Source organism: Streptomyces antioxidans (genome assembly GCF_000968685.2).
GTDB lineage: Bacteria > Actinomycetota > Actinomycetes > Streptomycetales > Streptomycetaceae > Streptomyces > Streptomyces antioxidans.
Window position 1 is genome coordinate 183,262 of record NZ_LAKD02000032.1, and the last position, 15,871, is coordinate 199,132.

General features: G+C 71.7%; 14 protein-coding genes. 13 read left to right on the forward strand and 1 reads right to left on the reverse strand.

What is annotated here, in order from left to right:
- Positions 1 to 159: 159 nt before the first annotated feature.
- The 3 genes from VT50_RS13990 (at position 160) to VT50_RS14000 (ending at position 2,308) form a co-directional block, all read left to right on the forward strand.
- Positions 160 to 1,014: a polysaccharide deacetylase family protein gene (locus VT50_RS13990; protein WP_046088408.1), complete on the forward strand. Its 855-nt coding sequence runs from the start codon at positions 160 to 162 to the stop codon at positions 1,012 to 1,014.
- Positions 1,015 to 1,065: 51 nt separating this feature from the next.
- A complete protein-coding gene (locus VT50_RS13995) occupies positions 1,066 to 1,623 on the forward strand; it encodes a DoxX family protein (protein ID WP_063893245.1) in 558 nt (185 codons plus the stop codon).
- 214 nt (positions 1,624 to 1,837) lie between these two features.
- On the forward strand, positions 1,838 to 2,308 hold the full coding sequence (locus tag VT50_RS14000) for a hypothetical protein (RefSeq protein WP_046088370.1): 471 nt from the start codon (positions 1,838 to 1,840) through the stop codon (positions 2,306 to 2,308).
- Positions 2,309 to 2,380: 72 nt separating this feature from the next.
- Here VT50_RS14000 and VT50_RS14005 read toward each other — a convergent pair whose 3' ends face one another.
- On the reverse strand, positions 2,381 to 3,148 hold the full coding sequence (locus VT50_RS14005) for an NPP1 family protein (RefSeq protein WP_046088371.1): 768 nt from the start codon (positions 3,146 to 3,148) through the stop codon (positions 2,381 to 2,383).
- 293 nt (positions 3,149 to 3,441) lie between these two features.
- On the opposite strand from VT50_RS14005, the gene VT50_RS14010 reads away from it, so the two are divergent.
- The 10 genes from VT50_RS14010 (at position 3,442) to VT50_RS14055 (ending at position 15,856) form a co-directional block, all read left to right on the forward strand.
- A complete protein-coding gene (locus VT50_RS14010) occupies positions 3,442 to 4,437 on the forward strand; it encodes a formylglycine-generating enzyme family protein (protein ID WP_075200451.1) in 996 nt (331 codons plus the stop codon).
- 45 nt (positions 4,438 to 4,482) lie between these two features.
- Entirely contained in the window at positions 4,483 to 5,697 is a 1,215-nt protein-coding gene (locus VT50_RS14015; RefSeq protein ID WP_046088411.1) for an ROK family transcriptional regulator, read from the forward strand.
- A 53-nt stretch (positions 5,698 to 5,750) separates the two neighbouring features.
- A complete protein-coding gene (locus VT50_RS14020) occupies positions 5,751 to 6,560 on the forward strand; it encodes an ABC transporter permease (RefSeq protein ID WP_046088372.1) in 810 nt (269 codons plus the stop codon).
- Positions 6,557 to 7,336, forward strand: a complete 780-nt coding sequence (locus VT50_RS14025) for an ABC transporter ATP-binding protein (RefSeq protein ID WP_046088373.1) — start codon at positions 6,557 to 6,559, stop codon at positions 7,334 to 7,336. Before VT50_RS14020 ends, VT50_RS14025 begins: the two co-directional genes overlap by 4 nt.
- A gap of 59 nt (positions 7,337 to 7,395) precedes the next feature.
- The gene (locus VT50_RS14030) at positions 7,396 to 8,376 is read left to right on the forward strand and encodes an aliphatic sulfonate ABC transporter substrate-binding protein (RefSeq protein ID WP_046088374.1); all 981 of its coding nucleotides are present in this window, start codon (positions 7,396 to 7,398) and stop codon (positions 8,374 to 8,376) included.
- A complete protein-coding gene (locus VT50_RS14035) occupies positions 8,373 to 9,839 on the forward strand; it encodes a sulfatase family protein (protein WP_046088375.1) in 1,467 nt (488 codons plus the stop codon). The genes VT50_RS14030 and VT50_RS14035 overlap by 4 nt, the downstream gene beginning before the upstream one ends.
- Entirely contained in the window at positions 9,840 to 12,215 is a 2,376-nt protein-coding gene (locus tag VT50_RS14040; RefSeq protein WP_046088376.1) for a glycoside hydrolase family 43 protein, read from the forward strand.
- A gap of 85 nt (positions 12,216 to 12,300) precedes the next feature.
- Positions 12,301 to 12,534: a hypothetical protein gene (locus VT50_RS14045; protein WP_046088377.1), complete on the forward strand. Its 234-nt coding sequence runs from the start codon at positions 12,301 to 12,303 to the stop codon at positions 12,532 to 12,534.
- A gap of 122 nt (positions 12,535 to 12,656) precedes the next feature.
- Positions 12,657 to 14,552 (forward strand): glycoside hydrolase family 2 protein, encoded by a 1,896-nt coding sequence (locus VT50_RS14050; RefSeq protein WP_046088378.1) that lies wholly within the window; start codon positions 12,657 to 12,659, stop codon positions 14,550 to 14,552.
- The gene (locus VT50_RS14055; RefSeq protein ID WP_046088379.1) at positions 14,549 to 15,856 is read left to right on the forward strand and encodes an extracellular solute-binding protein; all 1,308 of its coding nucleotides are present in this window, start codon (positions 14,549 to 14,551) and stop codon (positions 15,854 to 15,856) included. Before VT50_RS14050 ends, VT50_RS14055 begins: the two co-directional genes overlap by 4 nt.
- Positions 15,857 to 15,871 lie beyond the last annotated feature (15 nt).

Sequence of the window (15,871 nt, forward strand, 5' to 3'; positions counted from 1 at the left end):
CACGAACTCTGCAAGGGCCCAGCGTGCCACGCGTGCCAAGGGGCTCCGTCGACGTGCCCCTGGCCCGGGTGCGGGCGCGGGCGAGGCGTTCGACGGAAAAACACCCTCCGCCGGAGGGGAACCGCCGCATACCGGCCGGGGCGTGTTCTCATGCTGCAGATGTCCTCTCCCTCCCGCCGTGATGTTCTGCGGTCCGCGAGCGGTGCCGTGGCGGCCACGACGTGTGGCGCCGGCTGCGGCCACCACGCCGATTCCTCGTCGTCCAGACCGGCCGGTGCCGGCGAGACGCCCTCCTCCGGGGTGGTCTCGGACGGCGCCACGCCCGCCGGGCACGCGCCGCGCGGACCGGTGCGCTTCCCCGGGCTGCCACCGCGGATCGTCCACGGGCCGCGTGGCGGAACCGCGGTGGCCCTCACCTTCCACGGCCAGGGCGACGCGGGGCTCGCCCGCTCGCTGCTGTCCGAGGCCGAGCGCGCCGGGGCCCGGGTCACCGTCCTCGCCGTCGGCACCTGGCTGGACGAACACCCGGAGATGGCCCGGCGGGTCCTGGACGGCGGCCATGAGCTGGGCAACCACACCATGCGGCACCGCGCCGTGTGCGCCCTGCCCGCCGACCAGGCGTACGCGGAGATCGCCGAATGTGCCGAGCGGCTGCGCCGCCTCACCGGGGCCATCGGCAGCTGGTTCCGGCCGTCGCAGGCCCGTACCGCCACGGACCTCGTGACCCGTCTCGCGGCCCGCGCCGGATACCCGCACGTCCTCTCCTACGACGTGGACTCGCTCGACTTCCAGGACCCGGGCCCGGCCGCTGTGCGGGACACGGTGCTCGGCCAGGTCCGCGCCGGTTCGGTGGTCAGCCTGCACTTCGGCCACCCCGGGACCCTGACCGCGCTTCCCCCGCTCCTCGACGGTCTGCGCGGGCGCTCTCTGCACGCGGTCACCACGACGGAGCTGATGCACTCCGATGGCGTAGCAGCGACGGCGGGGCCCGGGAGGCGTACCGAGACTGGGTGAGACGCCGCGCGGCCGCCCGTGGTGTGCCCGTACGGGAGCGGAGGAGACACCATGCGCCGGAGCGGAAGAGACCCCATCACCCACCGCAAGGACCTCGGACTGCTCGCCCTGCGCCTCGGCGTGGGCGGGGTCCTGGTCGCGCACGGCACTCAGAAGCTCTTCGGCTGGTGCGGGGGTGAGGGAGTGGCCCGTACCGCCGAGGTCATGGAGGCGATGGGCTTCCGTCCGGGGCGGGTCAGCGCGGTGGGGGCCGGGCTGGGCGAGGCGGGCGGCGGGCTGCTGCTCGTGCTGGGCCTCGCCACTCCCGCGGCCGGGGCGGCGGCCGCGGGGACGATGGCGGGGGCGGTGTCGGTGCACGCACCGGCCGGGTTCTTCACCCAGTCCGGGGGTTATGAGTTCCCGGCGCTGCTGGGTTGCTCGGCGGCGGCACTCGGGATCTCGGGGCCAGGCCGCTACTCCCTGGACCACCTCACCTGCCATGTGCTGGACCGGCCGTGGCTGATCGCGGCGGCGTTCACCACGAGCGCCCTGGCGGCGGCCGCTGTGATCAAGCGCAGGCTGGCGGTGACCGCGGAGCGCGGGCTCGCCGAGGAGGAGGAGTACGAGTAGGGGCCCATCACGGGGATGCTGTCGGGCCCGGAGGAGCGGGGGGTGTCGGCCGCACGGGCGATCACGCTGAAGGGCATCGGCCACAATGTGACCCAGGAGGCTCCGGAAGACTTCGCCGGTGCCGTGCCGGTCGGGGCCGACCGTTCGCGGCGGCGCTGAGCGGCGCGGCCGGGCCCGGGAGGGCATGGAGGGCCAGGTCCGAAGGGGGCAGGGGATGGCGGAGTTCGAGGTGGCCACCGGCGCCGCGGAGCTCCCCGCCGACGAGGACCGTGGCCGCGGGGCCGCGGTGCGGACCGCGTTCGAGGGGCTGCTGCAGATCCGCCGGCTGATGAACACCGGCGCCGCCGATCCCGAGGGGGCGCCCGCCGACTGGGAGCGGCGTCAGCCGGTGCGGGCCGTGGCCCTGGCGCTGGAGGCCGCCGGTGTTCCGCCGTCGGCGGTCGACGCGGCGGGCCGCCGCACGGCGACCGGCTACTGCCTCGGCGCGGCGGAGCGGACCGGGGTGGTACGGGTCGAGTGGCTGGGGCCGCCGGGAAGTGGCGCCGGGTACGCGGCGGAGGGCGCGCTGCGGAGGTGTGCGGAGGTACTGCGGCGGCTGGGGTGGGAGGCGCTGGAGTACCGGGGGCCGCGCCGCCACCGCTACCTCGAGGTCGAGCCGCCCGTGGCCGGGCCTCCCCGGAGCTGACCCGCGCCGGGGAGCACACCCGGCCCCGGGGGGCGGGGGCTGACGCCCCGTCGCCTCCCGGGGCGGTGCCGCTTATGCGTTGGGGTCGAAGGGGATGTCGGACGGCTTGGCCTTCTCGAGGTGGGAGTTGAGCGTGTCGTCCTTCAGGCCGAGGGTGGCGCTGCCGAAGTCGGCCTGGCTCAGCTTGTCACGCAGCCCGGCGGGGTAGCCGTTCCAGCCGACCAGCGCGGGGTACTGCCAGGTCTGGTGGTGGTTCTCCGGCGGCTCGTCGTTGTCGTTCGCCGGGCGGAAGCAGTGGGTGCTCAGGCCGTCCTTGTGGTACACGACCTTGGGGTGGGTGCCGTCCCAGCGGATCTGGTCCCGGTTGTAGATGTTGAAGTTGCCGTGGGCCGAGGTGGCGACGTACTTGGCCTCGTCGTTCTGCACCCACACCACGACATGCTCCCAGTCGTGGCGGTGGCCGCCGAGACCGCTCCCGGCCACGGCCTGGTCCTTCTCGAAGTACAGGCCGTAGATGATCGCGCACCAGTCGTTGTTGCACTTGGAGCGGGAGTATCCGTTGGTGTTGTCCAGGTCCCAGGAGTCGCGGCACTGGCCGTTGAGGGCGCCACTCGGGTTGAGCCCTTCCGCGATCGTCCCGTCGGGGCCGATGGCGGGCGTGGGGTAGCAGCCGTCGGTGTCGTAGTCGAAGGCGGGCTCGAACGTCTGCTCCGTACCGTCCGCGTTGGCGGGCAGGGCCGTGGGCGGGTCCGCGAGCGCACTGCCCGGGAAGGCCACGACCAGCGCGATGGCGCTGCCGAGGATGGCGGACACTCTGCCGATCCGTGAACTCTTCTTCACTGCGTCCTCCTGAACGACCGCGGCGTGCTCGCACGCCGGGAAGGTGGGGGTTGGCATGCTCAGGTCAGCATGATCGCATTCCTTGGGCGTCGGCGGGAGATGTCGCCGTGATGAAGAGTCAGCCAACAGCTATAGCAGGTGTGGTGGAACGTGACGAAGGAGGGGGCGGGCACCGGGCGGGGAGGTGGCGGGCCCGCGGACGATATCCGGTGAAATACTCGGCACCCACCGCGGGCAGCGTCTCCGCGGGGCGTCCCGCCCATCACCGTCTCGCAGGCCCGGAAGGGAATCGCATGGACCGTAGCCAGGCAGGCACCACCGGCTGTTGCGCACCGTCGCGCGGCGGCGGCGCGGCCGTCACCGCCCCCGCGGCCGGGCACCGGGCGGACCCGGCGGAGACCGGCCGCCTCGGGGCGGACCCGGCCGGGACCGGTGGCGACGGGGCGGACACGGCACCGCTGCCGGGCGGGGCGTTCCTGATGGGGGCCGAGGACGCGGAGGGTTTCCCCCCCGATGGCGAGGGGCCGATCCGGGAGGTGACCGTGGCCGCGTTCCGGATCGATGTGCACGCGGTGACCAATGAGCGGTTCGCCCGCTTCGTACGCGAGACCGGCCACATCACCGAGGCCGAACGGTTCGGCTGGTCCTATGTGTTCGCCGGGTTCCTGCCCGCCGCGCTGCGCCGTGGCGCACCGCGCCCCGAGGGAACGCCCTGGTGGTGCGGGGTGGAGGGGGCCTCGTGGCGGGCGCCGGAGGGGCCGGGCAGTGGGCTCGGTGAGCGGGACCGCCACCCGGTGGTCCATGTCTCCTGGAACGACGCGGTGGCGTACTGCCGGTGGGCCGGGGCCCGGCTTCCCACCGAGGCCGAATGGGAGTACGCCGCCCGTGGCGGGCTGGTCGGGCGCCGGTACCCCTGGGGCGACGAGCTGACCCCCGGCGGTGTGCACCGCTGCAACATCTGGCAGGGGCGCTTCCCCACCAAGAACACGGCGGAGGACGGCTATCGGGGGACGGCCCCGGTGGACGCCTTCGAGCCCAATGGATTCGGTCTGTACAACGTGTCGGGGAACGTGTGGGAGTGGTGCGCCGACTGGTGGTCCACCGACCACGCCGAGCGGCCGCGCACCGGTCCCGGCGGCCCGGCCACCGGCCTCGCCAAGGTCATGCGCGGCGGCTCCTATCTGTGCCACCAGTCGTACTGCAACCGCTACCGGGTGGCCGCCCGCACCTCCAACACCCCCGACAGCTCCACCGGCAACCTCGGCTTCCGCTGCGTGCGGGAGGCCTGAGCCCTCTTTTATTCCGGGGTGTTGACGAAATAGATCGCCATGCGCATGCTGGTCGGCATGCACCCCCATCAGGACGGCCCGCTGGCCCGGCTTCGGCGGGGCCATGAGGACTTGGTACTGGACCTGTTGCGCAAGCACGGTCCGCTCAGCCGGGCCGAACTGGGGCAGCACAGCGGGCTCTCCCGGACGACCCTCAGCGATATCGTCGCCGGGCTGATCGAGACCGGCGCCGTGGTCGCCACCGCGCCCGGAGCGGCCCCGCGCAGGCGGGGGCGGCCGGTGGAGGCGCTGACCCTCAACCCCAGCGCGGGCCAGGCCATCGGCATCGACTTCGCCCGCCGGGCGGTGCATGTCTCCGCGGTCAACGTCGCCCACGAAGTGATCGGTTCGGCCAGTGAGCCGCACGATCCGGGGCTGCCCTGGGAGGAGCGGATCGCCCTGGCCGAGCGGCTGGTCGGCACGCTCGCCGACGGCGCCCTCCGGCTGGACGCGCTGAACGCCATCGGCGTGGGTGTCGTCGGCCCGGTCGAGGACGCCGCCGCGGAGCCCGGCTCGGGACCCGGCACCGGGCCCGCGCGGCCCTGCCGCTCCGCCGATCTGCCCGCCCTGCTGCGCAAGCGTTTCGATGCCCCGGTACTGCTCGACAACAACACCCGTCTTGCCGCGCTCGCCGAGGCCACCTGGGGCGCCGCGGCGGGCGGTCAGGACGTGCTGTATCTCCGGCTGTCGCACGGTGTGGGCGGCGGTCTCGTGGTGGCCGGTGCCCTGCACCGCGGGGCGTACGGCCTGTCCGGCGAGTTCGGGCATATCGCGGTCGAGTCGGGCGACGGACGATGTTCGTGCGGCGCCACCGGCTGCCTGGAGACGGTGGCCTCGGTGGGTGCCGTGCTCGCCGCCTACCGCCGCGCGGGCGGCCACGCGGACGGCCTGGCCGCGCTCCTCGGGGCGCTGGAGGCCGGCGATCCGGTGGCGCTGCGCACGCTCGAGGCGGCCGGCACCCATATCGGCACCGTGCTGGCGGCGGTGTGCAACGCGGTCGGCCCCGGGGTGATCGTGCTCGGTGGTGAGCTCGCCGCGGCGGGCCCACCGCTCTTCGAGCCGGTCGAACGGGCGCTGCGCGCGCACATCATGCCGATCTCACGGGACCGTGTGGACCTGAGGCCGGCGGCGCTCGGCGAGACCGGTGGCGCCCTGGGCGGTATCGCCCTTGTCCTGCGTGAATCCCCCCTGCTCAGCCAGTACCCGGCCCGTCCGGGCTGATCCGGCCCGGTCCCGGGCCGGAGAGGAGAACCCATGTACCCCGCGAGGCGTCCATGACGGTGGTCACCGCGCCCGAGAAGACCCCCACGACACCAAAGGCGCCACGCGGCGCGCGACACACCGTCCACCCCCTCGTGTTCAATCTGATCGCCCTCGTCCTGGCCATCGCCCTCTGGGCGCTGACCGCCGCGGCGGGGCTCGCGGACATCCCCGGACCGCTCTCCGTGAGCTCCCGGGCCCGCGAACTGCTCTCCGACGGAACCCTCACCGAGGACGCGCTGGCCAGCCTCCAGCGGGTGCTCCTGGGGTTCGCGCTCGGCACCGTGGTCGCCGTGCCGGTGGGCTTCCTGATGGGCTGGTATCCGGTGGCCCGGGGCCTGCTGGAGCCGTACGTCCAGTTCTTCCGTACGATCCCGCCACTCGCGCTGATCCCACTGGTGATCGTGTTGATGGGCATCGGCGAGACACCGAAGATCTTCGTCATCTTCCTGGCGGCGTTCATGTCCTGCGTGGTGGCCGCCTTCCAGGGAGTGACCGGTGTGGACCGGACGCTGATCGACGCGGCGCGGGTGCTCGGCGCCTCGGACCGCACCGTCTTCCTCAAGGTGGTCATCCCGGCGTCCACGCCGTTCATCCTGGTGGGCATGCGCATCGGGCTCGGCGCGGCCTGGGCGACCGTGGTGGCGGCCGAGATGATCGGCGCCCAGAAGGGTCTCGGCTTCGAGATGGTCCACGCCCAGACCTACTACGACGTACCCACGATCTTCGTGGGCCTCATCACCATCGGCGTCATCGGCCTGGTCATGGACCGGCTGTTGCTGCTGGCCGAACACCGTCTCACCGCGTGGCAGGAGCGTCGATGAGCCCCAAGATCTCCTTCCGGGACGTGGTCAAGACCTACCCGCTGAAGAGCACCACCTTCACCGCCCTCGGCCAGGTCTCGCTGGACATCGGGGACCGCGAGTTCGTGGCGGTCGTCGGCCCGTCCGGCTGCGGCAAGTCCACCCTGCTGTCGATGGTGGCCGGACTGGTGGAGCCCACCTCCGGCACGGTCACGGTGGACGGCGCGCCCGTCACCGGGCCGGGGCCGGACCGTGGGGTGATCTTCCAGCAGTACGCGCTGTTCCCGTGGCTGACGGTGCGCGGCAACGTCGAGTTCGGGCTGAAGCTGGCACACGTACCCGCGGAGGAGCGCCGACGCCGCGCCGACCACGCCATCGAGCTGGTCGGGCTCGACGACTTCGCCGACGCCCTGCCCAAGACCCTCTCCGGGGGGATGAAACAGCGCTGCGCCATCGCCCGGGCCTACGCCGTGGACCCCGAAGTCCTGCTGATGGACGAGCCGTTCGGGGCGCTGGACGCGCTGACCCGGGTGCAGTTGCAGGACCAGCTGCTGGACACCTGGACTCAGGAGCGGCGCACCGTCCTGTTCATCACCCATGACGTCGACGAGGCGGTGTACCTGGCCCAGCGGGTGGTGGTGATGGCCGCCAGGCCCGGGCGGATCCACCGGGTCATCGATGTGGACCTCCCCTATCCGCGGACCGAGGAGATCCGGCTCTCCGCGGAGTTCGCGCGCATCCGCAATGACGTCTGGACCCACGTCTACCACCAGTCACCGGCCGGCTCCGCCGTCTGACCCCAACTCCCCAACCCCACTCACTTCTTCACTTACTTCTCCGAGAGGACTCACCCGCGATGAGGATGAGCCGACGCGACTTCATGATCTCACTCTCCGCGACCGGGGCGGCACTTTCGGTGGCGGCCTGTTCGTCCTCCGGCAGCGGCGGCGGCTCCTCGGTCAGGTTCGGCTATATCGCCGACTACAACGGAGCGAGCCTGCTGGCCATAGCCGAGGAGCGGGGCCTGTGGAAGAAGCACGGACTGAGCGCCGAGCCCAAGGTGTTCGTCAACGGCCCGGTCCAGATCCAGGCCCTGCGCACCGGCAATCTCGACTACGGCTACATCGGCCCTGGCGCCCTGTGGCTGCCCGCCTCCGGCAAGGCCACCATCGTGGCCATCGACACCCTCACCTACGCCGACCGGGTCATCGCCAGGCCCGGTATCACCTCGATCCGGGGCCTGAGGGGCAAGAAGGTCGGCGTCCCCGAGGGCACTTCCGGTGAGATGGCGCTCAATCTGGCGCTGCAGAAGGCCGGGATGACGATGAAGGACATCTCGAAGGTGGTGATGGACGCGCCCACCGTCGTCTCCGCGTTCTCCTCCGGGCAGATCGACGGCGCGGGGATCTGGTATCCGCTCATCGACACCATCAAGGAGAAGGTGCCGGGGATGAGGGAGGTGGCGAGCACCGAGGACCTGCCGGGCTCCTCCTTCCCCACCGCGTTCGTCTCCGCTGCCAAGGCGAAGCCGGAGCGCGACCAGAAGGTGGTGAAGGTCCTCCAGGAGGCCAATGACTGGCGGGCCGCCCACGCCGAGGAGTCCATCGCGCTGGCCGCGAAGCTGCTGAAGGCCGATGAGGCGAAGGTCGCGGCGGACGCGAAGCATGTGAAGACGATGACGACCGCCGAGCTGGTGGCCAGGACCGAGGACGGCACCGTCGGGAAGTGGCTGGACGGCATGAGCCAGTTCTTCGTCAGGACCGGGCAGCTGACGAAGTCCCCCGACCCGGCCACGTTCTACGCCGGTGACCTCTACACCAAGGCGGCCGCCCGATGAACCTGCTGTTCCTGATGACCGATCAGCACCGCGTCGACACCCTCGGCTGTTACGGCAATCCGCATGTGGCCACACCGAACCTCGACCGGCTGGCGGCCACCGGCACCCGCTTCGACCGCTTCTACACCCCCACCGCCATCTGCACTCCGGCCCGCGCCAGCCTGCTCACCGGGCAGGCGCCGTTCCGCCACCGGCTGCTGGCCAACTACGAGCGCAACGTCGGCTATCTGGAGGATCTGCGCGAGGACGCGTTCACCTTCCCCGGCGCCCTGGCCGAGCGCGACTACCAGCTCGGACTGGTCGGCAAGTGGCATGTCGGCACCCGTCGCAACGCCGCCTCGTACGGCTTCGACGGGCCCGATCTGCCCGGCTGGCACAACCCCGTCGACCACCCGGACTACGCGGCGTACCTGAAGGAGCGCGGCCTGCCGCCGTACCGGATATCCGATCCGATCCGCGGCACCACGCCCAACGGCAATCCGGGCAATCTGCTGGCGGCGCGGCTGCACCAGCCGGTGGAGGCCACCTTCGAGCACTATCTGGCCACCCGCGCCATCGAGCAGCTGGAGCGCTACGCCGCGGACGGGCGGCCGTTCTTCCTGGCCACCCACTTCTTCGGGCCGCATCTGCCGTATCTGCTGCCCGACGCGTACTTCGACCGCTACGACCCCGGTCTGGTGGAGCTGCCCGCCTCGATCGCCGAGACCTTCGAGGGAAAACCACCGGTACAGCGCAACTACAGCGCCCACTGGACCTTCGACACCATCCCGATCGAGGTTTCCACCAAGCTGATCGCGGTCTACTGGGGCTATGTCACGCTGATCGACGAGCAGATCGGGCGCATCCTCACCCGGCTCGACGAGCTCGGGCTCGCCGATGACACCTCGGTGTTCTTCACCGCCGACCACGGCGAGTTCACCGGCGCCCACCGGCTGCACGACAAGGGCCCGGCGATGTACGAGGACATCTACCGCATCCCCGGCATCATCCGGATCCCAGGGGCGGCCCCACAGGTGCGCCAGGAGTTCGTCAGCCTCACCGACTGCACCGCCACCATCCTGGACCTCGCGGGCTGCGACACCTCACCGGCGGTGGACAGCCGCAGCCTGGTGCCGCTGGTGCGGGGCGAACATCCGCGGTGGCCGGCCGAGCTGCTCGCCGAGTTCCACGGCCACCACTTCCCGTATCCGCAGCGGATGATCCGGGACGAGCGCCACAAGCTCATCGTCAACCCCGAGTCGGTCAACGAGCTGTACGACCTGGATACCGACCCGCACGAGCTGACCAACCGCTATGACCACCCCGAGCTGCTGCCCGTGCGCCGCCGTCTGACGCGCCGCCTGTACGACCTGCTGCGGGAGCGCGGCGACAACTTCTACCACTGGATGACCCCGATGTTCGACATCGGCGACCTGGACCACGACCCGAGCCTGAGCTCCTTCGAGCCGGAAGGGACCGCGTAGATGAGACGACGCCGCAGCCGGAGCGCCCGGCACCGCCCCGGCACCCTCGTCGCCGCGCTGCTGTGCACACTGCTGGCCGGGCTGTTGCCCGCGGCCCGTTCGACGGCCGCCGCACATCCGGCGGCGGAGCGCACCACCACGGCCCACCGGGCGACCACCTACCGCAACCCCCTCACGGCCGGAGTGGTCGACACCTTCCCCGACCCGGTGATGGTCCGGGGCAAGGACGGCGTGTGGTACGCGTACGGCACCCAGAACCCGGTGTTCCAGGGCAAGGGCGAGGACGGTGAGCGGATGCTGCCGATCCTCCGCTCGGCCGACCTGGCGCACTGGGAGTACGCCGGGGAGGTCTTCACCCCGGAGACCAAACCCGCCTGGCACAAGGGCGCCCGGCTGTGGGCCCCCGACATCCGCTATGTGGACGGCCACTACAACCTCTTCTACTCGGTGTCCTCGGAGAACACCGTCGGAGTGGCGACCGCGCCCACCCCCACCGGACCCTGGACCGACCGCGGAGCCGTACTGCCCTCGCCGAGCGGCTGCGCCACCGGCAACATCGACCAGGCGCAGTTCACGGACGAGGGCGGTCAGCCGTATCTGTACTGGGGCAGCTACGACACGATCTGCGTGGCGAAGATGAACGCCGCCCGCACCCGTATCGAGGGCGCGGTGACCGAAGTGGCGCAGGGCCGCCGGATGGAGGGCGGATTCGTCGTCCGGCGCGGTGGCCACTACTACCTGTTCTACTCCGACGCGGGCTGCTGTGACGGCGCCTACAGCGGCTACCAGGTCAAGGTCGGCCGGGCGACCAGCCCGACCGGCCCGTTCGTGGACGACGGGGGCGTTCCGCTGACGGTCGCCACCAGCAAGGGCGGCGTGGTGCTCACCGCGAACGGCAACGGCTGGATCGGCCCCGGGCACAACGCCCTGCAGACCGATCTGTCCGGCCAGGACTGGCTCGTCTACCACGCCATCTCCTCCGGCGACCCGGATCTCAAACCGGCCGCGGGCGGCACGCTGAAGCTGTCCAAGCGCCCGATGCTGATGGACCGGCTAGACTGGATCGACGGCTGGCCGGTGGCACGGGCCGGGGCCGGGGCCGGGGCCTCCCGGGGCGCCCAGCGGGCCCCGGTGGCCTCCTGGGCGGCGGGCGGCACCTTCAACGACGGCTCGCTGAAGGGGTGGCACGGCGGTGGCGGCTGGAGGGTCGGCCATGAGCGGGACGCCCGTGGCTTCGTCACACCGCGCGGGAATCCCACCGGCGCCGCCCAGCTGGTCTCGGACCGGTCCGCCCCGGCTGCCCGGCGCGCCGAAGCCGATCTGCGGGTCACCTCGGCCACCGGCGCGGCCGGGCTGCTGGTCCGGTACACCGGCCCGGGCGATGCCGTGGTGGCGTGGCTGGACCGGCGGCGCGGCGCACTGGTGACGGACGTACGGGTGGACGGCCGCAGCCGTGGCATCCGTACGACCCCGCTGCCGCCCGACTTCGCCTGGGACACCTGGCACAACGTGGCCGCGGAGATCCGCGGCACCCGGATGACCGTGGAGGTGAGCGCGGACCGGCTGCGGGACGCGGTGGCCACCCAGGAGCGGCCGCTGCCCGCGGCGGCGGTGCGCTCCGGCAAGGTCGGCGTGGCCGCCCGGGGCGCCGGTGCGGCGGCGGACAACGTGGGGGCCGCGGCGCTCCACACACCGGTCACCCGCCGCGTCCCCGAGCGGGTGCCGGGTCCGCCGCTGCCCGCCTACAGCGATGAGTTCGACACCGCCACCGTCCCCGGCACCACCGCGGATTCGCCGTGGTCCTGGGTGCGCGGACCGGCGTCCGGGGTCGCGGTGTCCGGTGGCGCCCTGTCCTGGCCCACTGAGGATGCCGAGCTCCAGCTCGGCACCAATACGGCGTCGGTGCTGACCCGGGCCGCTCCCCCGGGCGACTACACGGTCGAGACCAGGCTCCGGTTCGCTCCGGGGCGCACCAATCAGCAGGCCGGGCTGGTGCTGTACGGGACCGACGACCGCTACTACAAGCTGGTGCACGCGGTGCTCCCGGTGAGCCACACGGACGGGAAGGTCACGCACGTCACCGAGTTCGCGAAGGAGGGCGAGCGTCCCACCACCACACCGCCGACACCGGTGGCCTACGGGCCGATGTTCGGCGGCCCGCCCGCGGACACGCTGTGGATGCGGCTGTCGTACCACGCCGACACCGCGCGGGACGAGACCGAGGTGCGCGCCGCCACCAGCACGGACGGTGTGCGTTGGGTCCACACCGGCGTCTGGACCCTGCCGGCGCTCGGCAAGCTCAGGATCGGTCTGATCGCGCAGAACACCGCGGGCGCGCTCGCGCGCTTCGACTATCTGCGCACCTACCGCGGCTGACCCGCCAAGTGGCCCCCGTCCTATGCTGATCACCGTTGTTGGGGCGAGACGGGGGCCACGTCGGTGGCCGGAAAGGTGAGAGAGCGTGGCCAAGCCTGTACGTGCGGCTATCGGGGGTGTGTGGATCACCTGTGTGTTCTGCAAGGGCGGCCTCTTCCGGGATCGTGAGGTGAAGCTCAACAGCACCGGTATGGAGCTGTTCAACTTCGCCTGGGCCAACGAGTCGGCCATCGGGCTGATCTGCTGGAACTGCGGCTATGTACACCTTTTCGCCAACAAGGACGTCGAGCTGTACAAGGTGCGGAAGGACGAGTTCTAGCCAGGCCCACCGATGGTCGCCCGAGGTCATGGCAAAAGTTGCTGCGCGGGATCTTTACATCGATGTAAACCGGTGATGGCATACCCCTGCCCGGCCGAATCCCCCGCCCTCCCGGAGATCCCATGGCCCATCTGGACATCACTTCGCCCGGAGTCTCGAACGACGTTCCGCGGCCCGAATATCCCCGGCCCAGTTTCATCCGTGAGGACTGGCTCAATCTCAACGGCGCCTGGCAGTTCGCCTTCGACCCCGGCGACAGCGGACTCGAGCGCGGTCTGGTCCACCGGGAGCTGGACGGACGGATCCTGGTCCCGTTCTGCCCCGAGTCCGAGCTGTCGGGGATCGGGGACACCGACTTCCACCCCGCGGTCTGGTACCGGCGCACGGTCCGGATACCGGCGGACTGGGCCGGGCGGCGGGTGCTGCTGCACTTCGGGGCCGTCGACCACGATGCCACCGTCTGGGCCGACGGCCGCGAAGTGGCCCGGCACAGCGGCGGCTTCACCTCCTTCACCGCCGACCTCGGCGTGGTGGCGGGGACGGGCGGCGGCGACGCGGAGGTGGTGATCGTGGTCCGGGCCCGGGACGCCCGCCACGGCCCCCAGGCACGTGGCAAGCAGGCCATCGAGTACGCCAACAGCGACTGCCACTACACCCGCACCACCGGCATCTGGCAGACGGTGTGGGCTGAGCCGGTGCCCGAGGTCCATCTGCGCAGGCCGCGGATCACCCCCGACCTCGCGTCCGGGGCCTTCCACCTCGAACTGCCGCTCAGCGCCAACCGCCCCGGCCACCGGATCACGGCCCGGGTGAGCGACGCGGACGGCGAGACGGTGGCCGAGGCCACCGTGCGCGCCGACCTCGACCTGGCCCCCCGTATGGCGCTCGCGCTGCCCGAGGACCGGCGCCGCCCGTGGTCTTTGGAGGACCCCCATCTGTACCGGGTGCGGATCGAGCTGCTGGACGGCGGCGGTGAGGCCGCGGACCGTGCCGAGTGCACCGCCGGGCTGCGGTCCGTGGCCATCGACGGCAAGCGGCTGCTGCTCAACGGCCGCCCGGTCTTCCAGCGGCTCGTCCTGGACCAGGGCTGGTACCCGGACGGGCTGATGACCGCGCCGGACGACGCCGCCCTCGTCCGGGACATCGAGCTGTCGCTGGCCGCGGGGTTCAACGGGGCGCGACTGCACCAGAAGGTGTTCGAGGAGCGCTTCCTCCACCACGCGGACCGGCTCGGCTATCTCGTCTGGGGCGAGTTCGGCGACTGGGGAGCCAGTGCCGGGCGCACCACGGGGGACAACCAGCGGCCCACCGCCGGATTCATCGCGCAGTGGCTGGAGGCCGTGGAGCGGGACTACTCACATCCGTCGATCGTGGGCTGGTGCCCGCTCAACGAGACCCACCAGGAACTCCACGACCGGCAGACCGCCCTGGACGATGTCACCCGCGGCATGTTCCTGGCCACCAAGGCCGCCGACACCTCCCGTCCGGTCCTGGACGCCTCCGGCTACTCCCACCGCGTGGCCGAGACCGACGTCTACGACTCGCACAGCTACGAGCAGGACCCGGAGGCGTTCCGCCGCCAGATGGCGGGGCTGGACAAGGACGATCCGTATCGCAACCCCGACGACCGGGGGAACCCCGGACGGAAGGACACCGACGCGGAGTGGTCGCTGCCGTACCGCGGCCAGCCCTACTTCTGCAGCGAGTTCGGCGGCATCTGGTGGAATCCGGAGGAGGCGGACGCCGCGGCCGGTGACGACCGCGGGGTGTCCTGGGGGTACGGGCAGCGGCCGCGGACCGAGGAGGAGTTCCAGACCCGCTTCGCGGGGCTGACCGGGGCGCTGCTCGACGACCCCCTGATGTTCGGCTACTGCTACACCCAGCTCACCGATGTGTTCCAGGAGCAGAACGGCGTCTACCGCTTCGACCGGAGCCGCAAGCTGGACGTGGAGCGGCTGCGCGCGGCCCAGCAGCGCCCCGCCGCCTTCGAGCGCCCGGCCGGTGAGGAGGGGCGATGAGCGGCCTGTCACGGCGTGGTCTGCTGAGGGGCGCGGTGTACGGGGCGGGGGCCGCGGTGTCGGCGTCCGCGCTCAGCGGCTGCGGTTCGATCGCCGGGAGCGTGCGGAGCGCGGACGAGATCGAGTACTGGACGCTGTTCACCGGCCCGGACGGCGAGCTGATGAAGACCATGACGCGGAACGTGGAGAAGCGCGTCCCTGGACTCAAGGTCAGGACGACGGTGCTGGACTGGGGCCCGCCGTACTACACCAAGCTGGCGATGGCCTCGGCCGGCGGCCGTTCGCCGGATGTGGCGATCATGCACCTGACCCGTCTCGCGGGCTATGCCCCCGGCGGTCTGCTCGACCCGTGGGACACGGAGCTGCTGGCCGGGTTCGGCCTGGCACAGGACGACCTCAACAAGACGCTCGTCAAGCGGAGTCTGTACCAGGGCGACCCCTACGCCGTTCCGCTGGACACCCATCCTTTCGTCGTCTTCTTCGACCGGGACGTCATGGACAGGGAGGGACTGCTCACCGGTGACGGGCAGCTGGTGCCCTTCGAATCGCCACAACACGCCCTGGAACTGATGGACAAGCTCCGCCGGTCCAGCGGCAAGCTGGGGCCGGTCTTCGGCCACGCCAACGACGCGGCCATGGGCTGGCGGATGTTCTGGACGCTGTTCAGCCAGACCGGCGCCACCTTCGACCTCACGGGGAAGCGGGCCGAGATCGACGAGGACACCGCCGTCGAGGTGGTGCGCTTCATGGCCGACCTGGCGCGCGACAGCCGCACCATGGACGTCCAGACGGCCATCGCCGCCTTCGCCAACGGCCGCTCGCCGATGATCTTCTCGGGCGAGTGGGACATGGCCACCTACAAGTCGGCCCTCAAGGACAGGCTGGGCGGCGCCCCCATCCCCACCTTCTACGACCGTCCGGCCGGGGCCTCGGACAGCCACGCGCTGGTGCTGCCGCACCAGGACAACCCGGATCCGGAGCGCAGACGGCGCGCCCACCGGTTCGTGGCCGAGCTGGTCAAGTCCGGGCTGACCTGGGCGACCGCGGGCCATATCCCCGCGTACACCCCGGCCGTCTCCTCCGCGCGGTACGCGAAGCTGCGCCCGCAGTCGGAGTACGCGGGCGCCGCGAAGCAGCTCGTGCTCGACCCGCCGGTGTGGTTCGCCGGCTCCGGCTCGGACTTCCAGACCCGGATGTGCCAGGCGCTCGATCCCGCGCTCGGCGGCTCGTCGTCCGCGCGGAGCGCGGTGCGCACGATGGTCTCCCAGATCAACACCCTGCTGGCCCAGCCGAATCCGGCCTGATCGCGACGGAGTCGC

Coding starts and splice junctions, on each gene's coding strand:
- VT50_RS13990 (WP_046088408.1), top strand. CDS start 160: ATGTCCTCTCCCTCCCGCCGTGATGTTCTGCGGTCCGCGAGCGGTGCC.
- VT50_RS13995 (WP_063893245.1), top strand. CDS start 1,066: ATGCGCCGGAGCGGAAGAGACCCCATCACCCACCGCAAGGACCTCGGA.
- VT50_RS14000 (WP_046088370.1), top strand. CDS start 1,838: ATGGCGGAGTTCGAGGTGGCCACCGGCGCCGCGGAGCTCCCCGCCGAC.
- VT50_RS14010 (WP_075200451.1), top strand. CDS start 3,442: ATGGACCGTAGCCAGGCAGGCACCACCGGCTGTTGCGCACCGTCGCGC.
- VT50_RS14015 (WP_046088411.1), top strand. CDS start 4,483: ATGCTGGTCGGCATGCACCCCCATCAGGACGGCCCGCTGGCCCGGCTT.
- VT50_RS14020 (WP_046088372.1), top strand. CDS start 5,751: ATGACGGTGGTCACCGCGCCCGAGAAGACCCCCACGACACCAAAGGCG.
- VT50_RS14025 (WP_046088373.1), top strand. CDS start 6,557: ATGAGCCCCAAGATCTCCTTCCGGGACGTGGTCAAGACCTACCCGCTG.
- VT50_RS14030 (WP_046088374.1), top strand. CDS start 7,396: ATGAGGATGAGCCGACGCGACTTCATGATCTCACTCTCCGCGACCGGG.
- VT50_RS14035 (WP_046088375.1), top strand. CDS start 8,373: ATGAACCTGCTGTTCCTGATGACCGATCAGCACCGCGTCGACACCCTC.
- VT50_RS14040 (WP_046088376.1), top strand. CDS start 9,840: ATGAGACGACGCCGCAGCCGGAGCGCCCGGCACCGCCCCGGCACCCTC.
- VT50_RS14050 (WP_046088378.1), top strand. CDS start 12,657: ATGGCCCATCTGGACATCACTTCGCCCGGAGTCTCGAACGACGTTCCG.
- VT50_RS14055 (WP_046088379.1), top strand. CDS start 14,549: ATGAGCGGCCTGTCACGGCGTGGTCTGCTGAGGGGCGCGGTGTACGGG.